The 17,256-nt window shown below is 75.8% G+C and carries 12 protein-coding genes; 2 read left to right on the forward strand and 10 right to left on the reverse strand.

The annotated features are described in order from the left end of the window. Positions 1–1,482, reverse strand: a 1,482-nt coding sequence (locus CBZ_RS15480) for a hypothetical protein (RefSeq protein WP_218022791.1), incomplete at its 3' end; no start/stop codon positions are given. Positions 1,483–1,628: 146 nt separating this feature from the next. Between CBZ_RS15480 and CBZ_RS15485 the strand changes: the two genes are divergently transcribed. Then, a complete protein-coding gene (locus CBZ_RS15485) occupies positions 1,629–3,545 on the forward strand; it encodes an NHL domain-containing thioredoxin family protein (protein ID WP_130782404.1) in 1,917 nt (638 codons plus the stop codon). 184 nt (positions 3,546–3,729) lie between these two features. Here CBZ_RS15485 and CBZ_RS15490 read toward each other — a convergent pair whose 3' ends face one another. The 4 genes from CBZ_RS15490 to CBZ_RS15505 all read right to left on the reverse strand — a co-directional run bounded on the left by CBZ_RS15490 (position 3,730) and on the right by CBZ_RS15505 (position 7,501). Further along, positions 3,730–5,166 carry a GGDEF domain-containing protein gene (locus CBZ_RS15490; RefSeq protein ID WP_130782405.1) on the reverse strand — a complete coding sequence of 479 codons (1,437 nt, stop codon included), beginning with the start codon at positions 5,164–5,166 and terminating at the stop codon, positions 3,730–3,732. Positions 5,167–5,385: 219 nt separating this feature from the next. Then, positions 5,386–5,535 carry a hypothetical protein gene (locus tag CBZ_RS15495; protein ID WP_246013465.1) on the reverse strand — a complete coding sequence of 50 codons (150 nt, stop codon included), beginning with the start codon at positions 5,533–5,535 and terminating at the stop codon, positions 5,386–5,388. 118 nt (positions 5,536–5,653) lie between these two features. Then, entirely contained in the window at positions 5,654–6,676 is a 1,023-nt protein-coding gene (locus tag CBZ_RS15500; protein WP_130782407.1) for a chymotrypsin family serine protease, read from the reverse strand. Positions 6,677–6,781: 105 nt separating this feature from the next. Beyond that, positions 6,782–7,501 (reverse strand): helix-turn-helix transcriptional regulator, encoded by a 720-nt coding sequence (locus CBZ_RS15505; RefSeq protein ID WP_174768687.1) that lies wholly within the window; start codon positions 7,499–7,501, stop codon positions 6,782–6,784. Positions 7,502–7,589: 88 nt separating this feature from the next. Between CBZ_RS15505 and CBZ_RS15510 the strand changes: the two genes are divergently transcribed. Next, the gene (locus CBZ_RS15510) at positions 7,590–8,318 is read left to right on the forward strand and encodes an alpha/beta fold hydrolase (RefSeq protein ID WP_130782409.1); all 729 of its coding nucleotides are present in this window, start codon (positions 7,590–7,592) and stop codon (positions 8,316–8,318) included. Between the two features lie 114 nt (positions 8,319–8,432). On the opposite strand, the gene CBZ_RS21860 is transcribed toward CBZ_RS15510, so the two are convergent. The 5 genes from CBZ_RS21860 to CBZ_RS15535 all read right to left on the reverse strand — a co-directional run bounded on the left by CBZ_RS21860 (position 8,433) and on the right by CBZ_RS15535 (position 17,132). Further along, positions 8,433–8,783 carry a DUF6458 family protein gene (locus CBZ_RS21860; RefSeq protein WP_246013467.1) on the reverse strand — a complete coding sequence of 117 codons (351 nt, stop codon included), beginning with the start codon at positions 8,781–8,783 and terminating at the stop codon, positions 8,433–8,435. A gap of 139 nt (positions 8,784–8,922) precedes the next feature. Next, on the reverse strand, positions 8,923–11,028 hold the full coding sequence (locus tag CBZ_RS15520) for an alpha/beta hydrolase family protein (protein WP_130782410.1): 2,106 nt from the start codon (positions 11,026–11,028) through the stop codon (positions 8,923–8,925). Positions 11,029–11,116: 88 nt separating this feature from the next. Beyond that, complete coding sequence (locus CBZ_RS15525) at positions 11,117–12,085, reverse strand: type IV toxin-antitoxin system AbiEi family antitoxin domain-containing protein (RefSeq protein WP_130782411.1); 969 nt, start codon at positions 12,083–12,085, stop codon at positions 11,117–11,119. A 445-nt stretch (positions 12,086–12,530) separates the two neighbouring features. Next, positions 12,531–14,552, reverse strand: coding sequence for a PhoX family protein (locus CBZ_RS15530; protein WP_130782412.1), 2,022 nt, complete (start codon positions 14,550–14,552; stop codon positions 12,531–12,533). 336 nt (positions 14,553–14,888) lie between these two features. Then, positions 14,889–17,132: a bifunctional copper resistance protein CopD/cytochrome c oxidase assembly protein gene (locus CBZ_RS15535; protein ID WP_507762212.1), complete on the reverse strand. Its 2,244-nt coding sequence runs from the start codon at positions 17,130–17,132 to the stop codon at positions 14,889–14,891. Between the last annotated feature and the right edge of the window lie 124 nt (positions 17,133–17,256).

Genomic DNA, 17,256 nt, shown 5'->3' on the forward strand with positions numbered 1-17,256 from the left:
CGCGCCGAGGCCGACCACGGCGCTGTTCGCGAGGTCGACGCCGCGCACCGTGTTGAGGTTGCTGGCCAGCGGCCGCGCCACGCCCGCCGGGTACGCCGTCACGTACGACGTCGCCTCCGACCCCGCGGCGCTCGTCAGGTTGACCGCGAGCGCCTGGGCGTCCGCGGGGATCTCGATGCCTCGCCCCGGTGCGCCGACGACCCGCTCCTGGCCGGCACCGAGCAGCGCGTCGCCCGTCGTCAGGCGCCGGTGGTCGAGCGGGAAGAACGAGACGCCGCCCGTCGCGGTGTACCAGCCCTGGACGTCGAGCACGACGTCCGTCCGGCCCGCGTCGTTGTAGACCTCGAAGGAGCCGTCGTCGGCGAGCGGCACGACCGCGACGTTCGCGACGTCCTGTCCCTGCCGGGCGTTGAGCACGCTCGTCGACCGGCCGGGCGTGTAGCCCGTGGGGTACGCGGACAGGTAGGACGTCACCGCGGTCGTGCCGGTCGCGGTGAGATTGACGGCGACCGCGACCGCGTCGTCGGGCATGTCGGGCGCGAGTGCTGCGAGGTCCACACGCCGCGACTCCCCGGCGCCGAGGGGTCCCGCACCGGACCGCGTGTCCACGACGCGCTCCGGGGTCACGGGGACGTAGCCCGCCCCGTCGGGCGAACCGCTGTCGTAGTAGCCCTGCAGGTCGACGACGACGTCGGTCGCGCACTCGTGGTTGTAGAGCTGGACCCAGTCCCCGCCGAGCTCGGGGTAGCGCGTGCCGAAGCGGATCGTCGTGAGGTTGGCGACGTCGGCGCCGGCGCGCGCGTTGACGATGCTCGTCTCGGCGCCCGACACGTACCCCACGACGTTCATGCCGACCGCGAGGTAGCTCGCGTCGCACTGCGTCCCCGTCGCCGTCACGTTGAGCACGTACGCGACGGGCTCTCCGGGCAGCGCGGGCATGGAGATCCGGTACCAGGAGCCGCGCTGCATCGGTCCGTGACCGTTGACCCGGGTGTCGGCGACGCGCACCGGGGCGATCGGCACGAACCGGCCCGCGGCCCCCATCGCGAAGGACGTCCCGCGCCACGGCGCGTAGTCGCTGTAGAGCGCGTCCCAGACGCCGTTGCCGGCCAGGTTGTACGGCGCAGGGTAGGTGCGGCCCCAGTTGTCGTAGCTGGGGAGGTACCGCCCGGCGGGGTCGACCGCCCGGATCGCCGCGCGGCCCGCGGGCTTCGTGGCCGGGAGGTCGAGGACGAACCGCCCGGGGTCGCCCGGGGTGTCGGTCGTCGTCGTCGAGAGCAGGACGGCGCCGAAGCTGCCGTCGTCGTTCACGGCGACGATCTCCACGCGCATCCCGGCGAGGCCCTGGTTGGTCGTGATCGAGAAGACCTGGCCGTCGAACGTGAGGCCCGCGGCTGCCGCGGGTGCCGCCGCCCCGGCGAGCAGCAGGCCCACCAGGAGCGTGCCGACGGAAGCGAGCGCACCGAGGACGCGCAGACGCACCGAGTTTCTCCGTCCAGCCGCGCACGGTCGGCGACGGCACCCCACCCTCCCGTCCGCGGCTCCACCCGCCCATCGCCCGATCGGGTGACATCGGCCGGTCGGGCGCCGCGCGCACCTGCGTGATCGACGGTGCGCCGTGCCGGACAATGGAGGGCGTGACCGCGACGCCCTCCACCCGACTCCCCCGTGTCCGCGCCTCCGAGCTCGTCGGGCGGGGGTGGCTCAACACCGGCGGGAAGGACGTGACGCTCGGCGAGCTGCGCGGGAAGGTCGTCGTCCTCGACTTCTGGACGTTCTGCTGCATCAACTGCCTGCACGTGCTCGACGAGCTGCGCGAGGTCGAGGAGCGGTTCCGCGACGTACTGGTCGTCGTCGGGGTGCACTCGCCGAAGTTCGTCCACGAGGCCGACCCCGTCGCGCTCGCCGCGGCCGTCGAGCGGTACGAGGTGCACCACCCCGTGCTCGACGACCCGGAGCTCGTCACGTGGTCGGCGTACACCGCGCGGGCCTGGCCGACGCTCGTCGTCATCGACCCCGAGGGGTACGTCGTCGCGCAGATGGCCGGCGAAGGGCACCGGCACAACCTCGAGGTGCTGCTCGAGGACCTCGTCGCCGAGCACGACGCGAAGGGCACGCTGCACCGCGGCGACGGCCCGTACGTGCCGCCCGCGCCCACGTCGGGCACGCTGCGGTTCCCCGCGAAGGCCGTCGCGCTGCCCGGCGGGACGCTGCTCGTCGCCGACGCCGGGCACCACGGCCTCACGGAGGTCGCCGCGGACGGCTCGACGCTCGTGCGGCGCATCGGGTCGGGCGAGCGTGGGCTCGTCGACGGCGGCCCCGACGACGCCCGGTTCAGCGAGCCGAACGGCCTGGCCCTCGTGCCCGACCACCTGCGCGACACCCTCGGGTTCGACGTCCTCGTCGCCGACACCGTCAACCACGCGCTGCGCGGCGTCCGGCTCGCGGACGGCGTCGTGACGACCGTCGCCGGGACCGGCGAGCAGCTCATGGTCGGTGCGGCCGACAACGTGCGCGGCGGCGGCACCGGCGCCGGGTACGACGGGCCCGCCCTCGACGTGCGCCTGTCGTCGCCGTGGGACGTCGCCTGGTCGGACGTGCTCGGTGCGTTCGTCGTCGCCATGGCCGGCCACCACACGCTGTGGACGTTCGACGGGCACCGCGTCCGGCACGTCGCCGGGACGATGAACGAGGGGCTGCTCGACGGCCCCGGCCCCGAGGCGTGGTTCGCGCAGCCGTCGGGGCTGTCCGTCGGGCCGGACGGACGCGTGTGGCTCGCCGACTCCGAGACGTCCGCGCTGCGCTGGCTCGACCCCACGGACGGCACCGTGCACACCGCGGTCGGCGAGGGGCTCTTCGACTTCGGCCACCGCGACGGCCCGGCCGACCAGGCCCGCCTGCAGCACCCCCTCGGCGTCGCGGCGCTGGCCGACGGGTCCGTCCTCGTCGCGGACACCTACAACGGGGCGCTGCGCCGGTACGTCCCGGGCACCGGCGAGGGCGTCGGTCCGGGCGACGTCACGACCGTCGCCGCCGACCTCGCCGAGCCCAGCGGGCTCGTCGTCCTGCCCGCCGGGCCCGACGGACGCGTGGAGGTCCTGGTCGTCGAGTCGTCCGCGCACCGCGTCGCGCGCGTCGCGCTGCCCGCCGGGGCAGGTCAGGTCGTCGACGGGGGCGCGCACCGCACCCAGCGGCCCGTGACCGACCTCGCGCCCGGCGAGGTCCGGCTCGACGTCGTCTTCACGCCCGCCGCCGGGCAGAAGTACGACGACCGCTACGGGCCGTCGACGCGCCTGCAGGTCTCCTCGACGCCGCCCGGGCTGCTGCTCGACGGCGCCGGCGACGACGTCCCGCTCACGCGCGTCCTGCGCCTCGACCCGTCCGTCCGCGAGGGCGTCCTGCACGTCACCGCGCACGCCGCGAGCTGCGACGCCGACCCCGCCGTCGAGTACCCGGCCTGCCACCTCAACGCCCAGGACTGGGGCGTGCCCGTGCGGCTCGTCGACGGCGCCCCCGACACCCTCACCCTCCCCCTCCACGGCTGACCCGGACGCGCATCCCACGGCCGACCCTGCCCTCCGCGCCGACCGCGCCGTCCCGCCCACCGACGGTCCACGACCGGACGTGAGCCTGGGTCGACCCCGTCCTGGCGCCCGACAGCGGGCCAGGAGCGGGCGTCGGCACGGGGTCGGCACACCCAGGCGAGCGAGCAGGGGTGGAGCGCCGGGGTCAGGACGCGCCGAGGACCGCGACCGCGACCAGCGCGTCGAGGGACGTGTCGACGACCTCGCCTGTCGCGGCCGTCGCGGACACGCCGATCTCGACGACCCACGGGCCGTGCTCGACGACGGTCGTCGACGACTCGGCGGCCGTGAGGTCGACGGGCGCCCCGCCGCGCGCGACGGCGGACGGCGACGTGTCGGGCCCGTCGCCGGGACGACGCATGAGGACGGCCCACCCGGCGCCGCCCAGGGTCTCGGTCGCGGCCGCGGCGAGCGCGCACAGCCGCGGCACGATGCCCGACTGCGCGGCGACGATGGCGGCGGACCCGGCGACGACGACCCGCTCCGCCGTGACGGCGGGATCGGCGGTCGTCGGGGCGGCGGCCCGCAGGGCGCGCGCCCGGGCCCGCTTGGCGCGGTACTGGGCCATGTCGGCCTGCCGGAACAGGTGCCGCGCGGACGTCGAGCCCGTCACGGCGGTGGTCGCGATCCCGTAGGAGATGGCGGCGCCGTGCGGCAGGGGGAACTCGGCGACGGTCGCGGCGACGACCTCGGCGACCTCGCTGCGGCGCCGGCCGCTCGTCACGAGGCAGAACTCGTCGCCGCCGATGCGGGCGGCGACCGCGCCGGGCAGGGCGTCGGCGGCGCGGCGCAGGACGTCTGCGACGGACCGCAGCAGGTCGTCGCCGGTGTCGTGGCCGAGCTCGTCGTTCACGCGCTTGAGGCCGTCGACGTCGCACATGACGATGCACGTCTCCAGGCCGGACTCGAGGGCCGACTCGGCGGCGGCGTCCGCGATGCGACGGTTCACCAGACCCGTCAGCGGGTCGTCCGCGACGAGGTGCCGGACCTGCGCCTCGAGGTCGACCCGCGCGACGGCGCCGGCCGCGAGCGCCGCGAGGACCTCGGACCGGGCGATGTCGTCGATGCCGAACAGCGGCGAGCCGACCTCCCGCATCGCGTAGAGCTGGCCCCAGACGCTGCCGTTGACGACGACCGGCGACGCGAGCGCCGACCCGCCGTCGATCTCCCGCAGCGACCCGATCTCGACGGCGTCGCCCGCCCCCGCGTCGCCGTCGGCGACGGGACGTCCGGCCACGTCGACGGAGTGCGCGACCCAGCTGGACCGTTCGCGGATGAGCTGGCGCAGCGCGGGGCGGTCGTCCGCGCGGTACGAGGCGCGGCTGCGCCAGCGGATGCGCGGGTCGGTCGGCTCGGGCTCGATCGCGATGACGCGCGCGGTGTCCTGCTCGATGCGCAGCACGGCGACGAGCTTCGCGCCGAGGACCTCGACACCGACGGCGGCCGCGACCTCGACGACCTCGTCGACGGTCCGGCAGCGGTCCAGGCGGTGGGCGGCGGTCGCGAGCCCGCGGACGCCGACGAGCGCCGCAGCGGACCGATGGTCCCTGCGGGTCCCCTCGGCGGTCCCCCGGCGCGTCACGGGCCCATCATCGTCCCTCGGACACCTGTCCGAACAGTTGAGGGCATGAGAGGTCGATGAGATCACCCCACCGACGCGTCGATCAGGCCCGCTCAGCGGCCCGGTGGGTCCGGAATCGCCCCGATCGTGCTCGGCCGTCCGGGTGACCCCCGTCGGTCCGCGTCGTCCTCCTCCGTGCCTTGGGCGCCCGGTCGTGGGCGCCTGCCGTCCTGCGCCCGGTCAGGCGCTCGCCGTCACCGCCCCGACCACGCGGACCCGCACCGTGACGCCGTCGACGGCCGGCGGCACGACGGCGGACGTGGTCCGGGAGGTCACGTTGACCTGGAGCTGGTAGCCGTCGCCGTCGGGTGCGACCCCGATCCCGCGCACGCCGGGTCTGCCTGCCAGGGCCGCCCGCAACCGTTCCTTCGCTGCGCGCGCCTGCTCGAGGTCCGCCATGCTGCACCGCTTCCCGCCGTCCGGAGCGCGGCGGCGCGTCGTCCGGCGGTCAGCCGGCGAGCGTGGCGCCGAGGGCGTCGAGGACGGCATCGATCGGGTTGACGTACGTCAGCCCGGTCCCATTCTCGCCCCCGGTCTCCGATCCGGCAAAGAGCAGTCCCAGCGCGACCCCGTCCTCGCGGTACACGAGCGACCCGGAGTCGCCGCCGCGCGAGAACGCCGACCGGCCGGTCGACTCGACCTCGATCTGGTCGTCGAACGCGATCTCGCCGAGCTCGTCGCCGTACCCGACGACGACGTCGTCGAGCTCGATGGCCGTGACACGACCCCTGGTGAGGGCGGTCGTCCGGCCGATCTTCGCGACGGCCTCACCGCCGAGGGCCACCGCGGTCGTGGTGATCGGGCCGACGGGGTAGCGCAGGTCGACGTCGACGTCGGCAGGGTCGAGGACCGCGAGCGCGCAGTCGACCGTGGCCCGCCCGTCGGGCTCGAGGTCGACGCGGGCCGACAGCTCGCCGACCTTGTCGGCCGGGTACGTCCCGCCGTCCGCGGGGCCGGGCTGCAGGGTCGGGTCGCCCACCTTCGCCGAGGGCGAGCCCGACAGGACGTGGTAGTTGGACAGCACGTGCATCCGGCCGTCGACCACGACGAACGCGCCGAGCGTGCCCGCCGAGACCCGCGCGTGCGCGATCGAGATGCCGGGCCGCAGCGGCCGGACGCGCCCGGTCTCGCCGAGCGCCCGGGCGGTGACGACGGGCGGGCGGGGGCGCACCTTCGACGGGTCGTCGACGGCAGGCAGCGTGCGGATGCGTCCCGTGCGGCGGACGTCCGCGGCGGGTCCGACCTGCTCGGCGACCTTGCGCGCGATGCTCCGCACCGACGGCACGCCCAGGCGGTACCGCACCGCGAGGCCGTACCCGCCGCCGGGCAGCGGCGCGAGTCCGAGGGCGATCGTGGGCGCCGGCGTCTCGTGCACCCCCTCGGCGTGCACCGTGCGCTGCGCGAGCTCCCGCACCAGGTCCCCAGCCTGCGCCTTGACCTCGCGCGCCTCGCGCTCGTCCATCGATCCCATCGGGCCCCCTGCCTGATCCGTCCGGGTCCGTCGCGGTGCGTCCCGGTGCGTCGCCGACAGTCTGCCGTGCGCCGCCGACAGCCGCCGGGCGTTCCGCGCGGCCCGTCAGCCGGGGCGTCGGCCGACGGGGTGCGCGTCGTCGGGCGGTGCGCCCACGTCGGCGACGGGACGGGGCTCGTGCTGCTCGGCGGTGACGTCGGCGCGGCGCACGCGGTCGAGCCGGAACCAGCGGAAGTCCGTGCGGGTGCGGCACCACGCGGCGAGGTACCAGGCGCCACCGGTGCGGGCGAGGACGACCGGCTCGACGCGGCGCTGCGACGTCGTGCCGCGGCCGTCGACGTAGTCGAGCGCGAGGACGCGTCGCCGGGTGAGGGCGTCCTCGACGGCCCGCAGGACGGCCGGGGCCACGGGCGGGGCGTCGTCGGGGCCCGCGCGGTCCGGGCGGGTCCACACGCGCGCCGTCAGCTCGGCGGCACGGTCGCGGTCGGCCGGGGACAGCGCGTCGAGGACCTTGTCGCGGGCCGTGCGCGCGTCGACGCCGAACGGGCTGCCCGCCGGGAGCGCGTCGACGGCGAGCGCGAGCGCGACCGCCTGCCCCGGCGTGAGCGCGACCGGCGGCAGCGTCGCCCCGACGAGCACGTACCCGCCGCCCGGTCCGGCCTGCGCGACGACGGGCAGCCCGGCCTGCTGCAGCGCCGAGACGTCCCGCTTGACGGTGCGCGTCGTGACCTCGAAGAGCCGGGCGAGGCGGGTGCTGGTCGTGCCGTGCGGGCCGACGCGGCGCAGCTCCTCGGCGAGCGCGTACAGCCGGTCGGTGCGGTTCACGGGCTCCTCCTCGCCGGGTGTCGTCGCTCCATGATGGTGACACGACGGTGACAGACGGCTGTCACCGACCCCCCGGCAGGCTGGTCCCATGACCACCACCGCCACACACGTGATCCTCGTCCCCGGCTTCTGGCTCGGCGGCTGGGCGTGGGACGACGTCGTCCCCGCGCTCCGCGACGCCGGCCTCGACCCTCACCCCGTCACGCTCCCCGGGCTCGCCCCCGGCGACGACGTCTCCGGCGTGACCGCCGCGGTCACGCGCGCCGACCACGTCGCCGCCGTCACCGACCTGCTCGACACGCTCGACGGCGACGTCGTCCTCGTCGGCCACTCGGGCGGCGGGGCCGTCGTCGGCGAGGTCGTCGACCGCCGTCCCGACCGCGTGCGACGCGCCGTGTACGTCGACAGCGGACCGCTCGAGGACGGTGCGGCACTCGCCCTCGACCTGCCCGCCGACGTCACCGGCCTGCCGCTGCCGTCGTGGGACGAGCTCGCCGCCGAGGGGTCGAGCCTCGACGGCCTCGACGACGCCGCGCTGAGCCGGTTCCGGGAGCGGGCCGTGCCGCACCCGGCGCGCGTCGCACGGGGCGAGGTCCACGTCGGCGAGACCCGGCGGTTCGACGTGCCGGTCACCGCGGTCTGCACGAGCCTGCCGTCCGACGTGCTGCGGACGATGGTCGACGGCGGACCGCCGCTGCACACCGAGCTCGGCCGGTTCGACGTCACCTACGTCGACCTCCCCACCGGGCACTGGCCGATGTTCTCGCGGCCCGACGACCTGGCCGCGGCGATCGTCGAGGCAGCCCGGGCGTCCTGACGGTCGACCCGCGCGCCCTGACCAGGCCCCGGCGGACAGCACGATGCCCCGACGACCAGGTGAGGTCGTCGGGGCATCGTGCGTCGGCGACCGGTCAGCGGCCGGCCGACCGGGTCACACGCCGCGCGCGGGCGGCGGCGTCTGCGGGGGCTGCTGCACCGGCTGGACGGGCTGCGCGGGTGCCTGCTGCACGGGCGCGGCCGGGGCCTGGGGGGCCTGCGGGGCCTGGGGCGCCTGCGGCGCGGCGGCCTGCGCCGTGCCACCCACCCGCTGGTCGATGACCTCGCGGTGCGTGGTGTTGCTGCGCTGGGCGTTGATGATGATCGCGAGGATCAGCGCGAGCACGCCCGCACCGATGCAGATGTAGCCGATCGTCGTGAGGTCGATGGCGTCGACGCTGTCCCGCACGCCGAACGCGAGGATCGCGCCGATGACGATCAGGGCGATACCGCCTCCGATACCCATGCGTGGCTCCTTCCGTCCCGTCGAACGAGGAGGGCGTCCGACTCTTGACACAGGAGTCTGGCGCGGGTAGAACCCTCGCGCATCCGGAAGCGCGTCCACGGGGTGCCCGGACCACCGCCCGGGCACCCTCGCGAGGACGTCAGCCGAGCACCTCCGGGTACGTCACGTCCTCCTCGCCCAGCACGTGCTGCGCGAGGAACGCCTGCACGACCTGGTACCAGACGACCGCGTGCTGCGGTGTCAGGACCCAGTGGTTCTCGTCCGGGAAGTACAGGAACCGGTGCGGCGTGCGGCCCTCGTCGTCGGCGGCCAGGCCCGACGACGCGACGAGCTCGTACCAGAGGCGCAGGCCCTCGCCGATCGGCACCCGGTAGTCCTTGTCGCCGTGCACGACGAGCATCGGCGTGACGATCTTCTCGACGAACCGGTGCGGCGAGTTCTCGAGCGCCATCTCGTCGGTCATCTCGCGCTGCCAGTAGAAGGCGGCGTCGGTCGTCGGACCGAACTGGTCGAGGGCCCACAGGCTCGCGTGCGTGACGATCGCGCGGAACCGGTCCGTGTGGCCCGCGACCCAGTTGGCCATGTACCCGCCGAACGAGCCGCCCATCGCGGCGGTCCGGCTCGCGTCGACGTCGTCGCGCTGCTCGGCCGCGTCGGTCACGGCCATGAGGTCGGTGAACGGCGCCGCGCCCCACGCCCCCCAGCCCGCCTGCACGAAGTCCTGCCCGTACCCGGTCGACAGCGCGGGGTCCGGCAGCAGCACCGCGTACCCCTGCGCGACGAGCAGCCACGGGTTCCACCGCCACGACCACGTGTTCCACGAACCGAGCGGCCCGCCGTGGATCCACAGCAGCAGCGGCGCGGGGGCGTCCGCGGTCGCGTCCTCGGGGAGCGCGAGCCAGGCGCGCACCCGGCGGCCGTCGGCGACGGTCGTCTCGACCTCCGTGAGCCGACCCGGTACGTCCGGGGTCGCCGCGGGCGACACGAGCGGCGTCGCCTCGACCGGACCGCCCTGCTCGACGGCACGCGCCAGGTCGATCCGCACCGGGTGGGCGGGCGCCTCGTACGACGAGCGCAGCGCGTACACCGTCCGCCCGTCGGGGCTGACCTGCACGTCCGTGAAGACCGCGTCGTCCGCCGTCACACGGCTCACCGCACCCGACGCGAGGTCGACGCGGAACACCGGGCCGCGGCCGTCGTCGTCGGCCGTGACGAGCAGCCCGTCCGAGGTCGGCAGCCACACCGGGTCGTGCGGCCAGCGGTCCCACTCGGCACCGAGCGGGCGGACGTCGCCACCCGCGAGCGGCACGACGTGCAGCGACACGCGCGGCGCCTCGTGCGGCGTCGAGATCGACTCCCGCCCGAACGCGACCCACCGTCCGTCCGGCGACACCACGGGCCCGAAGACGTCCGCGCCCTCGTCATCGACGAGCGTGCGCCGCTCCCCCGTCGCCACGTCGACCGCCACCAGCACGGTGCGCTGGTCACCCCGCGCCCGCGGGAGCGTCCAGCCGGTGACGACCGTCGTCCCGTCCGGCGAGATCGCGGCCGACTGCTCCACGAGCGCCGACCGGGCGTCCGGCGTCGCGTCGCGCAGCGTCAGGCGCGGGTCCTGCGTGCCCGCGAGCGGCGTCACGACCTCGGCCCCGAGGTCGGCCGTGAACACGTGCGGCGACTCCGGCCCGAGGTCGTGGTCCCAGTACCGGACCGGATAGGAGTCGTGCAGGATCGCCGCGACCTTCTTGTCCTTGCGGGCCTTGCGCAGCTTCTCGTCGGTCTCCGCGTCCTTCGCCGACGGCAGCACGTCGGACGACACCAGAACCACGGGCGCGTCGGCGGCGACCTTGACCCCGCCCAGGCCCGCGGCGCGGTCCGCGACGACCCACGCCTCCGGGCCGTCGGCCGGCAGGAGCCACAGCGCCGGGACCGCGTCGTCGTCGCCGTCCTTGGCGTCGGGGTCGGGGCGCGCGCTCGTGAAGAGCAGGTCGCCCGCCGGCGTGAACGCGGCGCTGGCCTCGCCCTTCGCGCTGCGGGTCAGGCGGCGGGCCGGCCGCTCCCCCGCGGGGTCGACCTCCCACAACGCCGTGACGTACTTCGTCTTCTTGCGGTCGAGGGTCGCGACGGCGGTGGCGAGGCGCGTCCCGTCGGGCGAGAGGACGAGGCCCGACAGCCGCGGCAGCGCGACGTAGGCATCGAGGTCGTGGAAGGGGGTGGCGGGGACGGCGTCTGCGGTCGGCTCGGTCACCGCCCCGTCCTATCACGCCCCGCTGGGACGCCGGGTCGTCGACGACGGATCCACCCCGTCCTCGCGCCCGTGAGCACGACTGTCGCGGTCACCAGGACGGGGTCGGCGCGCGACGCCGTCCTGCGAGATGGGCTCGAAGGGTGCGGAGCATCACGCCCGACGGGCCGAGGTCCGACGCCGCGAAGCGCAGCACGTCCACCCTGCCCGTGCCGAGCAGCGCGTTCTGACGGTGCCGGTCGTGCAGCAGCGCTGCCGGCGACTCGTGGACGTCACGGCCGTCGATCTCGACCAGCAGCCACCGACCGTCGTCGATCCGCCAGCCGAGGTCGGCGCGCCCGAGAAGGCGTCCCGACGTCGACCGCACCTCCACCTGCAGCTCGTCCGGCGCGAGCCCGGCGACCGTGCAGTCCCACCGCGCGAACGACTCGAGCGGCGACTCCGCCCGGGCGTCGACGAGGGCCCACACGTCGCGCACCCCCGCCGCGCCCCGCCGCCCGACGACCCGCCGACGCACCTCCAGCGCACCCTCCGCCGAGAGCAGACCGCGCCGGGTGACGTCGTCGAGGACCGCGAGCGCGTGACGCGGTCCCAGCTCCGGCACCGCCTGGACCAGGGCCGTCGTCAGCCCCGCCACGAGCGCGGCACCGTGCCGGACAGCCTCCAGCGGCACGGTCTCGCCGAAGCACCGGACGCGCACGCCGTCCCGGGGCCGGTGGTGACGACCCGCCGGGAGCGCGACCTCCGGCACGAGCGTCGCGGGCAGCCCGGCGACGCCGAGCAGCGCCAGCGCACACGACCCCACCGCGACCGCGCCCGGTCCGTACGCGAGCAGCCCCGTCCACGCGGCCCGGCGACGTCGCTCGTCCACCCCGTACCGCACCCCGGGGGTCGGGTCGTAGACGCCGTGCGTCGGACGTCCCCACATGCCGTCCCGCACCAGGCGGGTGCGGCGGGTGCTCCCCACACCGGCGGCGTCCGCCTGGGTGGACGAGATCAGCCCGCCCTGCCGGGACGCGAGGACGAGGAGGGACGACGGGACGACAGCGCGGCGGGGCACGAGCGGCATCCCACCGGACGACCGCGGCCCGCCCTTCCCCGGAGACCGACGCCTGTGGGCGATCGCACGCCACGCGGCCCTGTGACCCTCTCACCACCCCTGGGGCTGCCGACGAGCACAGGCGCCCGGCCCTCGCTTACCCCGTCCGGCTGACGACCCCGTCCTGGTGCCTGCGTCCGGGGCGTGAGGGGGCGTCATGACGGGGTCGGCCGCCGGGCGGCCGGGCGAGTTCGGTGGGCAGACGACCCCGTCCTGATGCCCGGTTCCGCGGGAGGACGGGGCGTCATGACGGGGTCGGGCGGGTGTGGGGGTCGGGCGGGAGTGGAGGTCGGCCGGGAGTGGGGGGCAGGGCCGGGTCGCAGGGGCTCCGGGCGCGCGGGGGGCCGGGACAGGGCCGGCGTCGGGTGGGTCGGCGTGCCCCGCGGCCCACTCGACGCCGGCGGTCTCAGTCGCGCCAGACCTGGACGACCGACGGGCGAGGGCCACCCCAACGGCCGCCGTCCAGGGTGCCCGCGGCGACGTAGTCCGGGAAGAACGACTGCTGCGCGCCCCACTGGCCGTCCTCGCCGGGGTGCTGGACGGCGACGTAGACCATCTCGTCCCGGTCGCGGACGACCGGCCCGCACGTCTCCGCGCCGCGCGGCACCGACAGGAACTGCTGGACGTGGCCGCGCTCGCGGCCCTCGAGCGGCACCTTGAACAGGCCGTCGCAGTAGCCGATCGTGCCGGGCTGGCCGTCCGTCGAGACCCACAGGTTGCCCGCGGAGTCGAACGCCACGTTGTCGGGGCAGGAGATCGGCGACACCTTCTCCGGCGGGAAGCCCGCGAAGTACGTGCCGGTCGTCGTGGCGGGGTCGCCGCACAGCAGCAGGATGCTCCACCCGAAGGTCAGCGACCGCGGGTCGTTCCCCGACTCGGTGAGCTCGACCACGTGGCCGTTGCGGTTGGTCACGCGCGGGTTCGGCTCGGTCGCGCCCTCCTTGCCGGCCGCCCCGCGGTCGGTGTTGTTGGTGCACGCCACGTAGACGCGGCCCGTCACGGGGTTCGGCTCGACGTCCTCGGGGCGGTCCATCTTCGTCGCGCCCACGGCGTCGGCCGCGAGCCGCGTGAAGACGAGCACCTCCTCGGTCGAGAAGCCGGGCACCTGCGAGACGCCGTCGAGGACGAGCGGCACCCACTCGCCGGTGCCGTCGAACGCCCCGTCGGACGGCAGCGCGCCCGTGCCGGTGATCTCCTCGACGGGCGAGTCGCCGTGGAACCGCGCGACGTACAGGTTCCCCGCGGACAGGAGCTGCTTGTTCTTCTCGCGGTGCCGCCCACCCGCCCGGTAGCGGTCCTTCGAGACGAACTTGTAGAGGTAGTCGAACCGCTCGTCGTCGCCCATGTACGCGGCGACGTGACCCGACCGACCGACGATGACGTTCGCGCCCTCGTGCTTGAACCGGCCGAGCGCCGTGTGCTTGACCGGCGCTGCCGTCGGGTCCTGCGGGTCCACCTCGACGACCCAGCCGAACCGGTGCGGCTCGTTCTCGAACCCCGGCGTGCGCGCGTCGAAGCGCGGGTCGACGGCCTCCCAGCCGCGCGTCGTCGCCTTGTCCGCGAACCCGTACCGCTTGTCCGCCGCGCTCGTCCCCGCGGTGCGGAAGTACTGGTTGACGTTCTCCTCGCCCGACAGGACGGTGCCCCACGGGGTCGTGCCGCCCGCGCAGTTGTTGAGCGTGCCCAGCGGCGTCCTGCCCGCCGGGTCGGCCGACGTCTGCAGCAGGGCCGACCCCGCCGCCGGACCGGAGAAGGTGAAGGGCGTCGACGCCGTGATGCGGCGGTTCACGCGGGCGCCCGGCCGGTACGCCCACGGCTTGCCCTTGCGCGAGCGGTAGAGGCCGACGACCGACATGCCGTGCGACGCCATCGCCACCCGGCGCTGCCGGTCGAGGTCCTCGGGCGTCGCCGCGGGCGGGAACATGATGTTCTCGTTGGTGTACTCGTGGTTGACGACGAGGGTCGCCGACCGGCCGTCGGGGTCCTCCAGGACGTCGACGTAGTCGCAGTTGTAGCCGAACAGCCGCTCCGCGACCTCGGGCGTGAGCGTCGCCGGGTCGAACGTGTCCCGCGCCGAGAACAGCGGGTCGCCCCAGCGGACGAGGGCCTGCCACCGGTAGCCGTCGGGCACGACGAACGAGTCCGTCGCCGCGGGCACGGGCGCGATGGGCCGGAAGCCGAGCCGGCCGCGCGGGCGGCCGCCGTCGTGCGCCGCCGCGGGCAGTGCGTCGCCGACGACCGGTGCGATCGCGACCGCCGCACCCGCGACGAGCGCGCCCGCGAGGACCGCGCGACGGCTCAGGGCGGTCTCGACGACGTCGCGGAAGTACGGGTTGGCCGAGGTGTTCGGGACGGGCTGCGCGCACGCGTCGCCGCACTTGAGGTGGCACGTCACGGCCGAGCGCTTGCCCGACGTGTGGCCCGCCATCGGCAGGAAGGGCAGCAGGGCGCGGCGCGTCGGCCGCTCGACCGGCGCGGTCACGGGAGCGGCGACGACGGGCGCCGCGTCGAGGGCCGTGGCGGGGGCCGCGGACGGGGCCGTGGAGGGGGCCGACAGGGCGGTCGCGGCGGAGGTGGCGGCGGGGCGCGGCGCGGGGTGGTCCGCGTGCGTCGTGGGGCCGGGACGGTCGTCGGTGGTCGTCATCGGGGCCTCTTCGGGTGCGTCGGGGCGGGGGGCGAGCGACAGCCTCCAACCCGGAGGATCCCGACGAACCGACGCGTGGTGAGCGCGCGGTGAACACGCGACGAACGTTCCCCGGCGCCCTCAGCGCGACGTGTCGTCGCTCCCCGGCGGCGTGGGCGCGCGGTGGGGGGTGGGCGCCGTGCCGGCGTCCCGCGCGTCGCGGGCGGCCAGGCCCGAGAGCATCGCGTTGTACTCGTCCATCTCGACGTCGCCCTCGCGGTCGACGCGGCGGTCGCGGCGGCGCGCGGTCCGCTCGTCGTCGCGCGCCCACGCGAACCCCACGCCGATGGCGAGCGCGAGGGTCGGGATCTCGCCGATCCCCCACGTGATCGCGCCGCCGATCTGCTGGTCGGCGAGGGCGCTCGGGCCCCACGGCCGGCCCATCAGGCCGAACCAGTCGGCGACGAGCAGGGTCTCGCCCGACACCAGGGCGACGCCGAAGAACGCGTGGAACGCCATCGTCGCGAACAGCAGCAGGAGCCGCTGCGGGTACGGCAGGCGCTTCGGGCCGGGGTCGACGCCGACGAGGGCGTTGACGAACAGGTACCCGGCGAGCGTGAAGTGCACGACCATCGCCAGGTGCCCCACCGGGGAGCGCAGCGACCACTCGAACAGGCCGGTGTAGTAGAAGAGCACCATCGAGCCGACGAAGTTCACGGCGGCGACGACGGGGTGGGCGAGGAAGCCGCCGACGCGGCTGTGCACGAGGACGAGGATCCACTCGCGCGGGCCGCGGGACACGTCGTCGCGCAGGCGGGTCGACCGCACGGGCAGCGCGCGCAGCGCGAGGGTCACGGGGGCGGACAGCGCGACGAAGATCGGCACGACCATCGCGAGCACCATGTGCTGGACCATGTGCGCGCTGAACAGGACGTGCCCGTAGAGCGCGGGCGCGCCGGACGTCGTCCAGCCGAACAGCAGCAGCCCGACGGTCCACGACGCGGTGCGCGCCCACGGCCAGGTGTCGCCGCGGCGGCGCAGCCGAAGCACCCACCGCCAGTACACGACGAGCCCGGCGACGGCCGCGGACGCGAGCAGCAGGTCCCATCGCCACTCGGTGAGCCAGCGCAGCGTCGTCGGCTCGGGCGGCAGCGGGTGGCCGGTGAGGCGGTACGCGGGCGAGGGGTCGGCGGGGACCTCCTCGGGGACGGGCGGGGCCGTCGAGCCGAGCGCCACCGCGACCCCGGACACGGCACCCATCACGGCGAGCTCGACGAGGACGAGCCGCCAGAACAGCGCACCGCCGGCACGTCGTTCCGCGTCGGCGTCCGCGATGGCACCCGCGGCACGACCGGCGTTCGCGACGTCCGCGGTGGCACCGGCACGACCGGCGTTCGGGACGTCCGCGGCGGCGCCCGCGGCACGGTCGGAGGTCGTGACGCTCGCGGTGGCACGAGTCGGTGCGAGGGCCGCAGCGCCCCCCGCCAGGCGCGGGACGACCGCGCGGCGGTGCGCGAGCCCGAGGAGCCCCAACGCGCCGAACAGCGCGACCTTCGCGAGCAGCAGGACGCCGTAGGTCGTCGTGAGGTCGGACCAGCCGCTCGTGCGGAGGAGGCCGTTGACCAGCCCGGAGACCGCGACGGCGACGAAGCACCAGCCGGCGACCACCGAGTAGCGCGCGACCGACGCCGACAGGTCGGTCCCGACCCGCCGGACGAGCACCGCGAGCGCGGCCAGCGCCCCGATCCAGACGGCGGCCCCGACGAGGTGCACGACCATCGACGACGTCGCGAGGTCGTGGCCCGACGCGCCGGCCGCGTGCCCGAGCTGCGCCTGCTGGTAGAGGGCGACGAGGACGACGACCGCCGTCCACGCGGCGCCGGTCGGGGTCGCGACGACGAGCGACAGGGCCGTGACGACGGCCGCGGTCGTGGTGATGAGCAGGAGCGTGCGGCCGAGGTCGACCTGCGTGACGAACAGCCCGAGCTCCTGCCCGAACTGCGCGGAGTCAGGTCGGCGTCCGGCGACGTTCGCGTACGTGAGGACGAGGTGCACGACGGACGCGACGGTCCACACCGCGGCGGCCCCGGCGGCGACGAGCAGGCTGCGCGGGTACGCGGAACCGTCGGCGCGACCCGCCCGGACGGGCTTGCCGGCGAGCGCCGGGTCGCGACGCGGCAGGACGCCCACCGCGAGGACGAGCGCGCCGAGCGCGACGGACGCCGCGAGCTCGGTGACCGTCGCGGAGACCGGCAGGCCCCAGCGCACGACGGCACCGGGGTCGGCCATGAGCCGCGGCGCGACGGCCCCCGAGAACGCGACGCCCGCGACGACGCAGGCCACCGCGGCGACGACGAGCACCGTGAGGCGCACGACGACGGGCAGTCCCGCCCAGCGTGCCGCCGCACCGGGCCCCCGTCCGCGGCCGGAGCCGGGCCCGCCCGGACGGCCGCGACCACCCGTGCCGCCCGTGCCGCCGCCCGACGTGGACGACCGGGACGGGGGCGCG

This window comes from Cellulomonas biazotea (genome assembly GCF_004306155.1).
GTDB lineage: Bacteria > Actinomycetota > Actinomycetes > Actinomycetales > Cellulomonadaceae > Cellulomonas > Cellulomonas biazotea.

Coding starts and splice junctions, on each gene's coding strand:
- CBZ_RS15485 (WP_130782404.1), top strand. CDS start 1,629: ATGGAGGGCGTGACCGCGACGCCCTCCACCCGACTCCCCCGTGTCCGC.
- CBZ_RS15500 (WP_130782407.1), bottom strand. CDS start 6,676: ATGGGATCGATGGACGAGCGCGAGGCGCGCGAGGTCAAGGCGCAGGCT.
- CBZ_RS15510 (WP_130782409.1), top strand. CDS start 7,590: ATGACCACCACCGCCACACACGTGATCCTCGTCCCCGGCTTCTGGCTC.
- CBZ_RS21860 (WP_246013467.1), bottom strand. CDS start 8,783: ATGGGTATCGGAGGCGGTATCGCCCTGATCGTCATCGGCGCGATCCTC.
- CBZ_RS15530 (WP_130782412.1), bottom strand. CDS start 14,552: ATGGCGGGCCACACGTCGGGCAAGCGCTCGGCCGTGACGTGCCACCTC.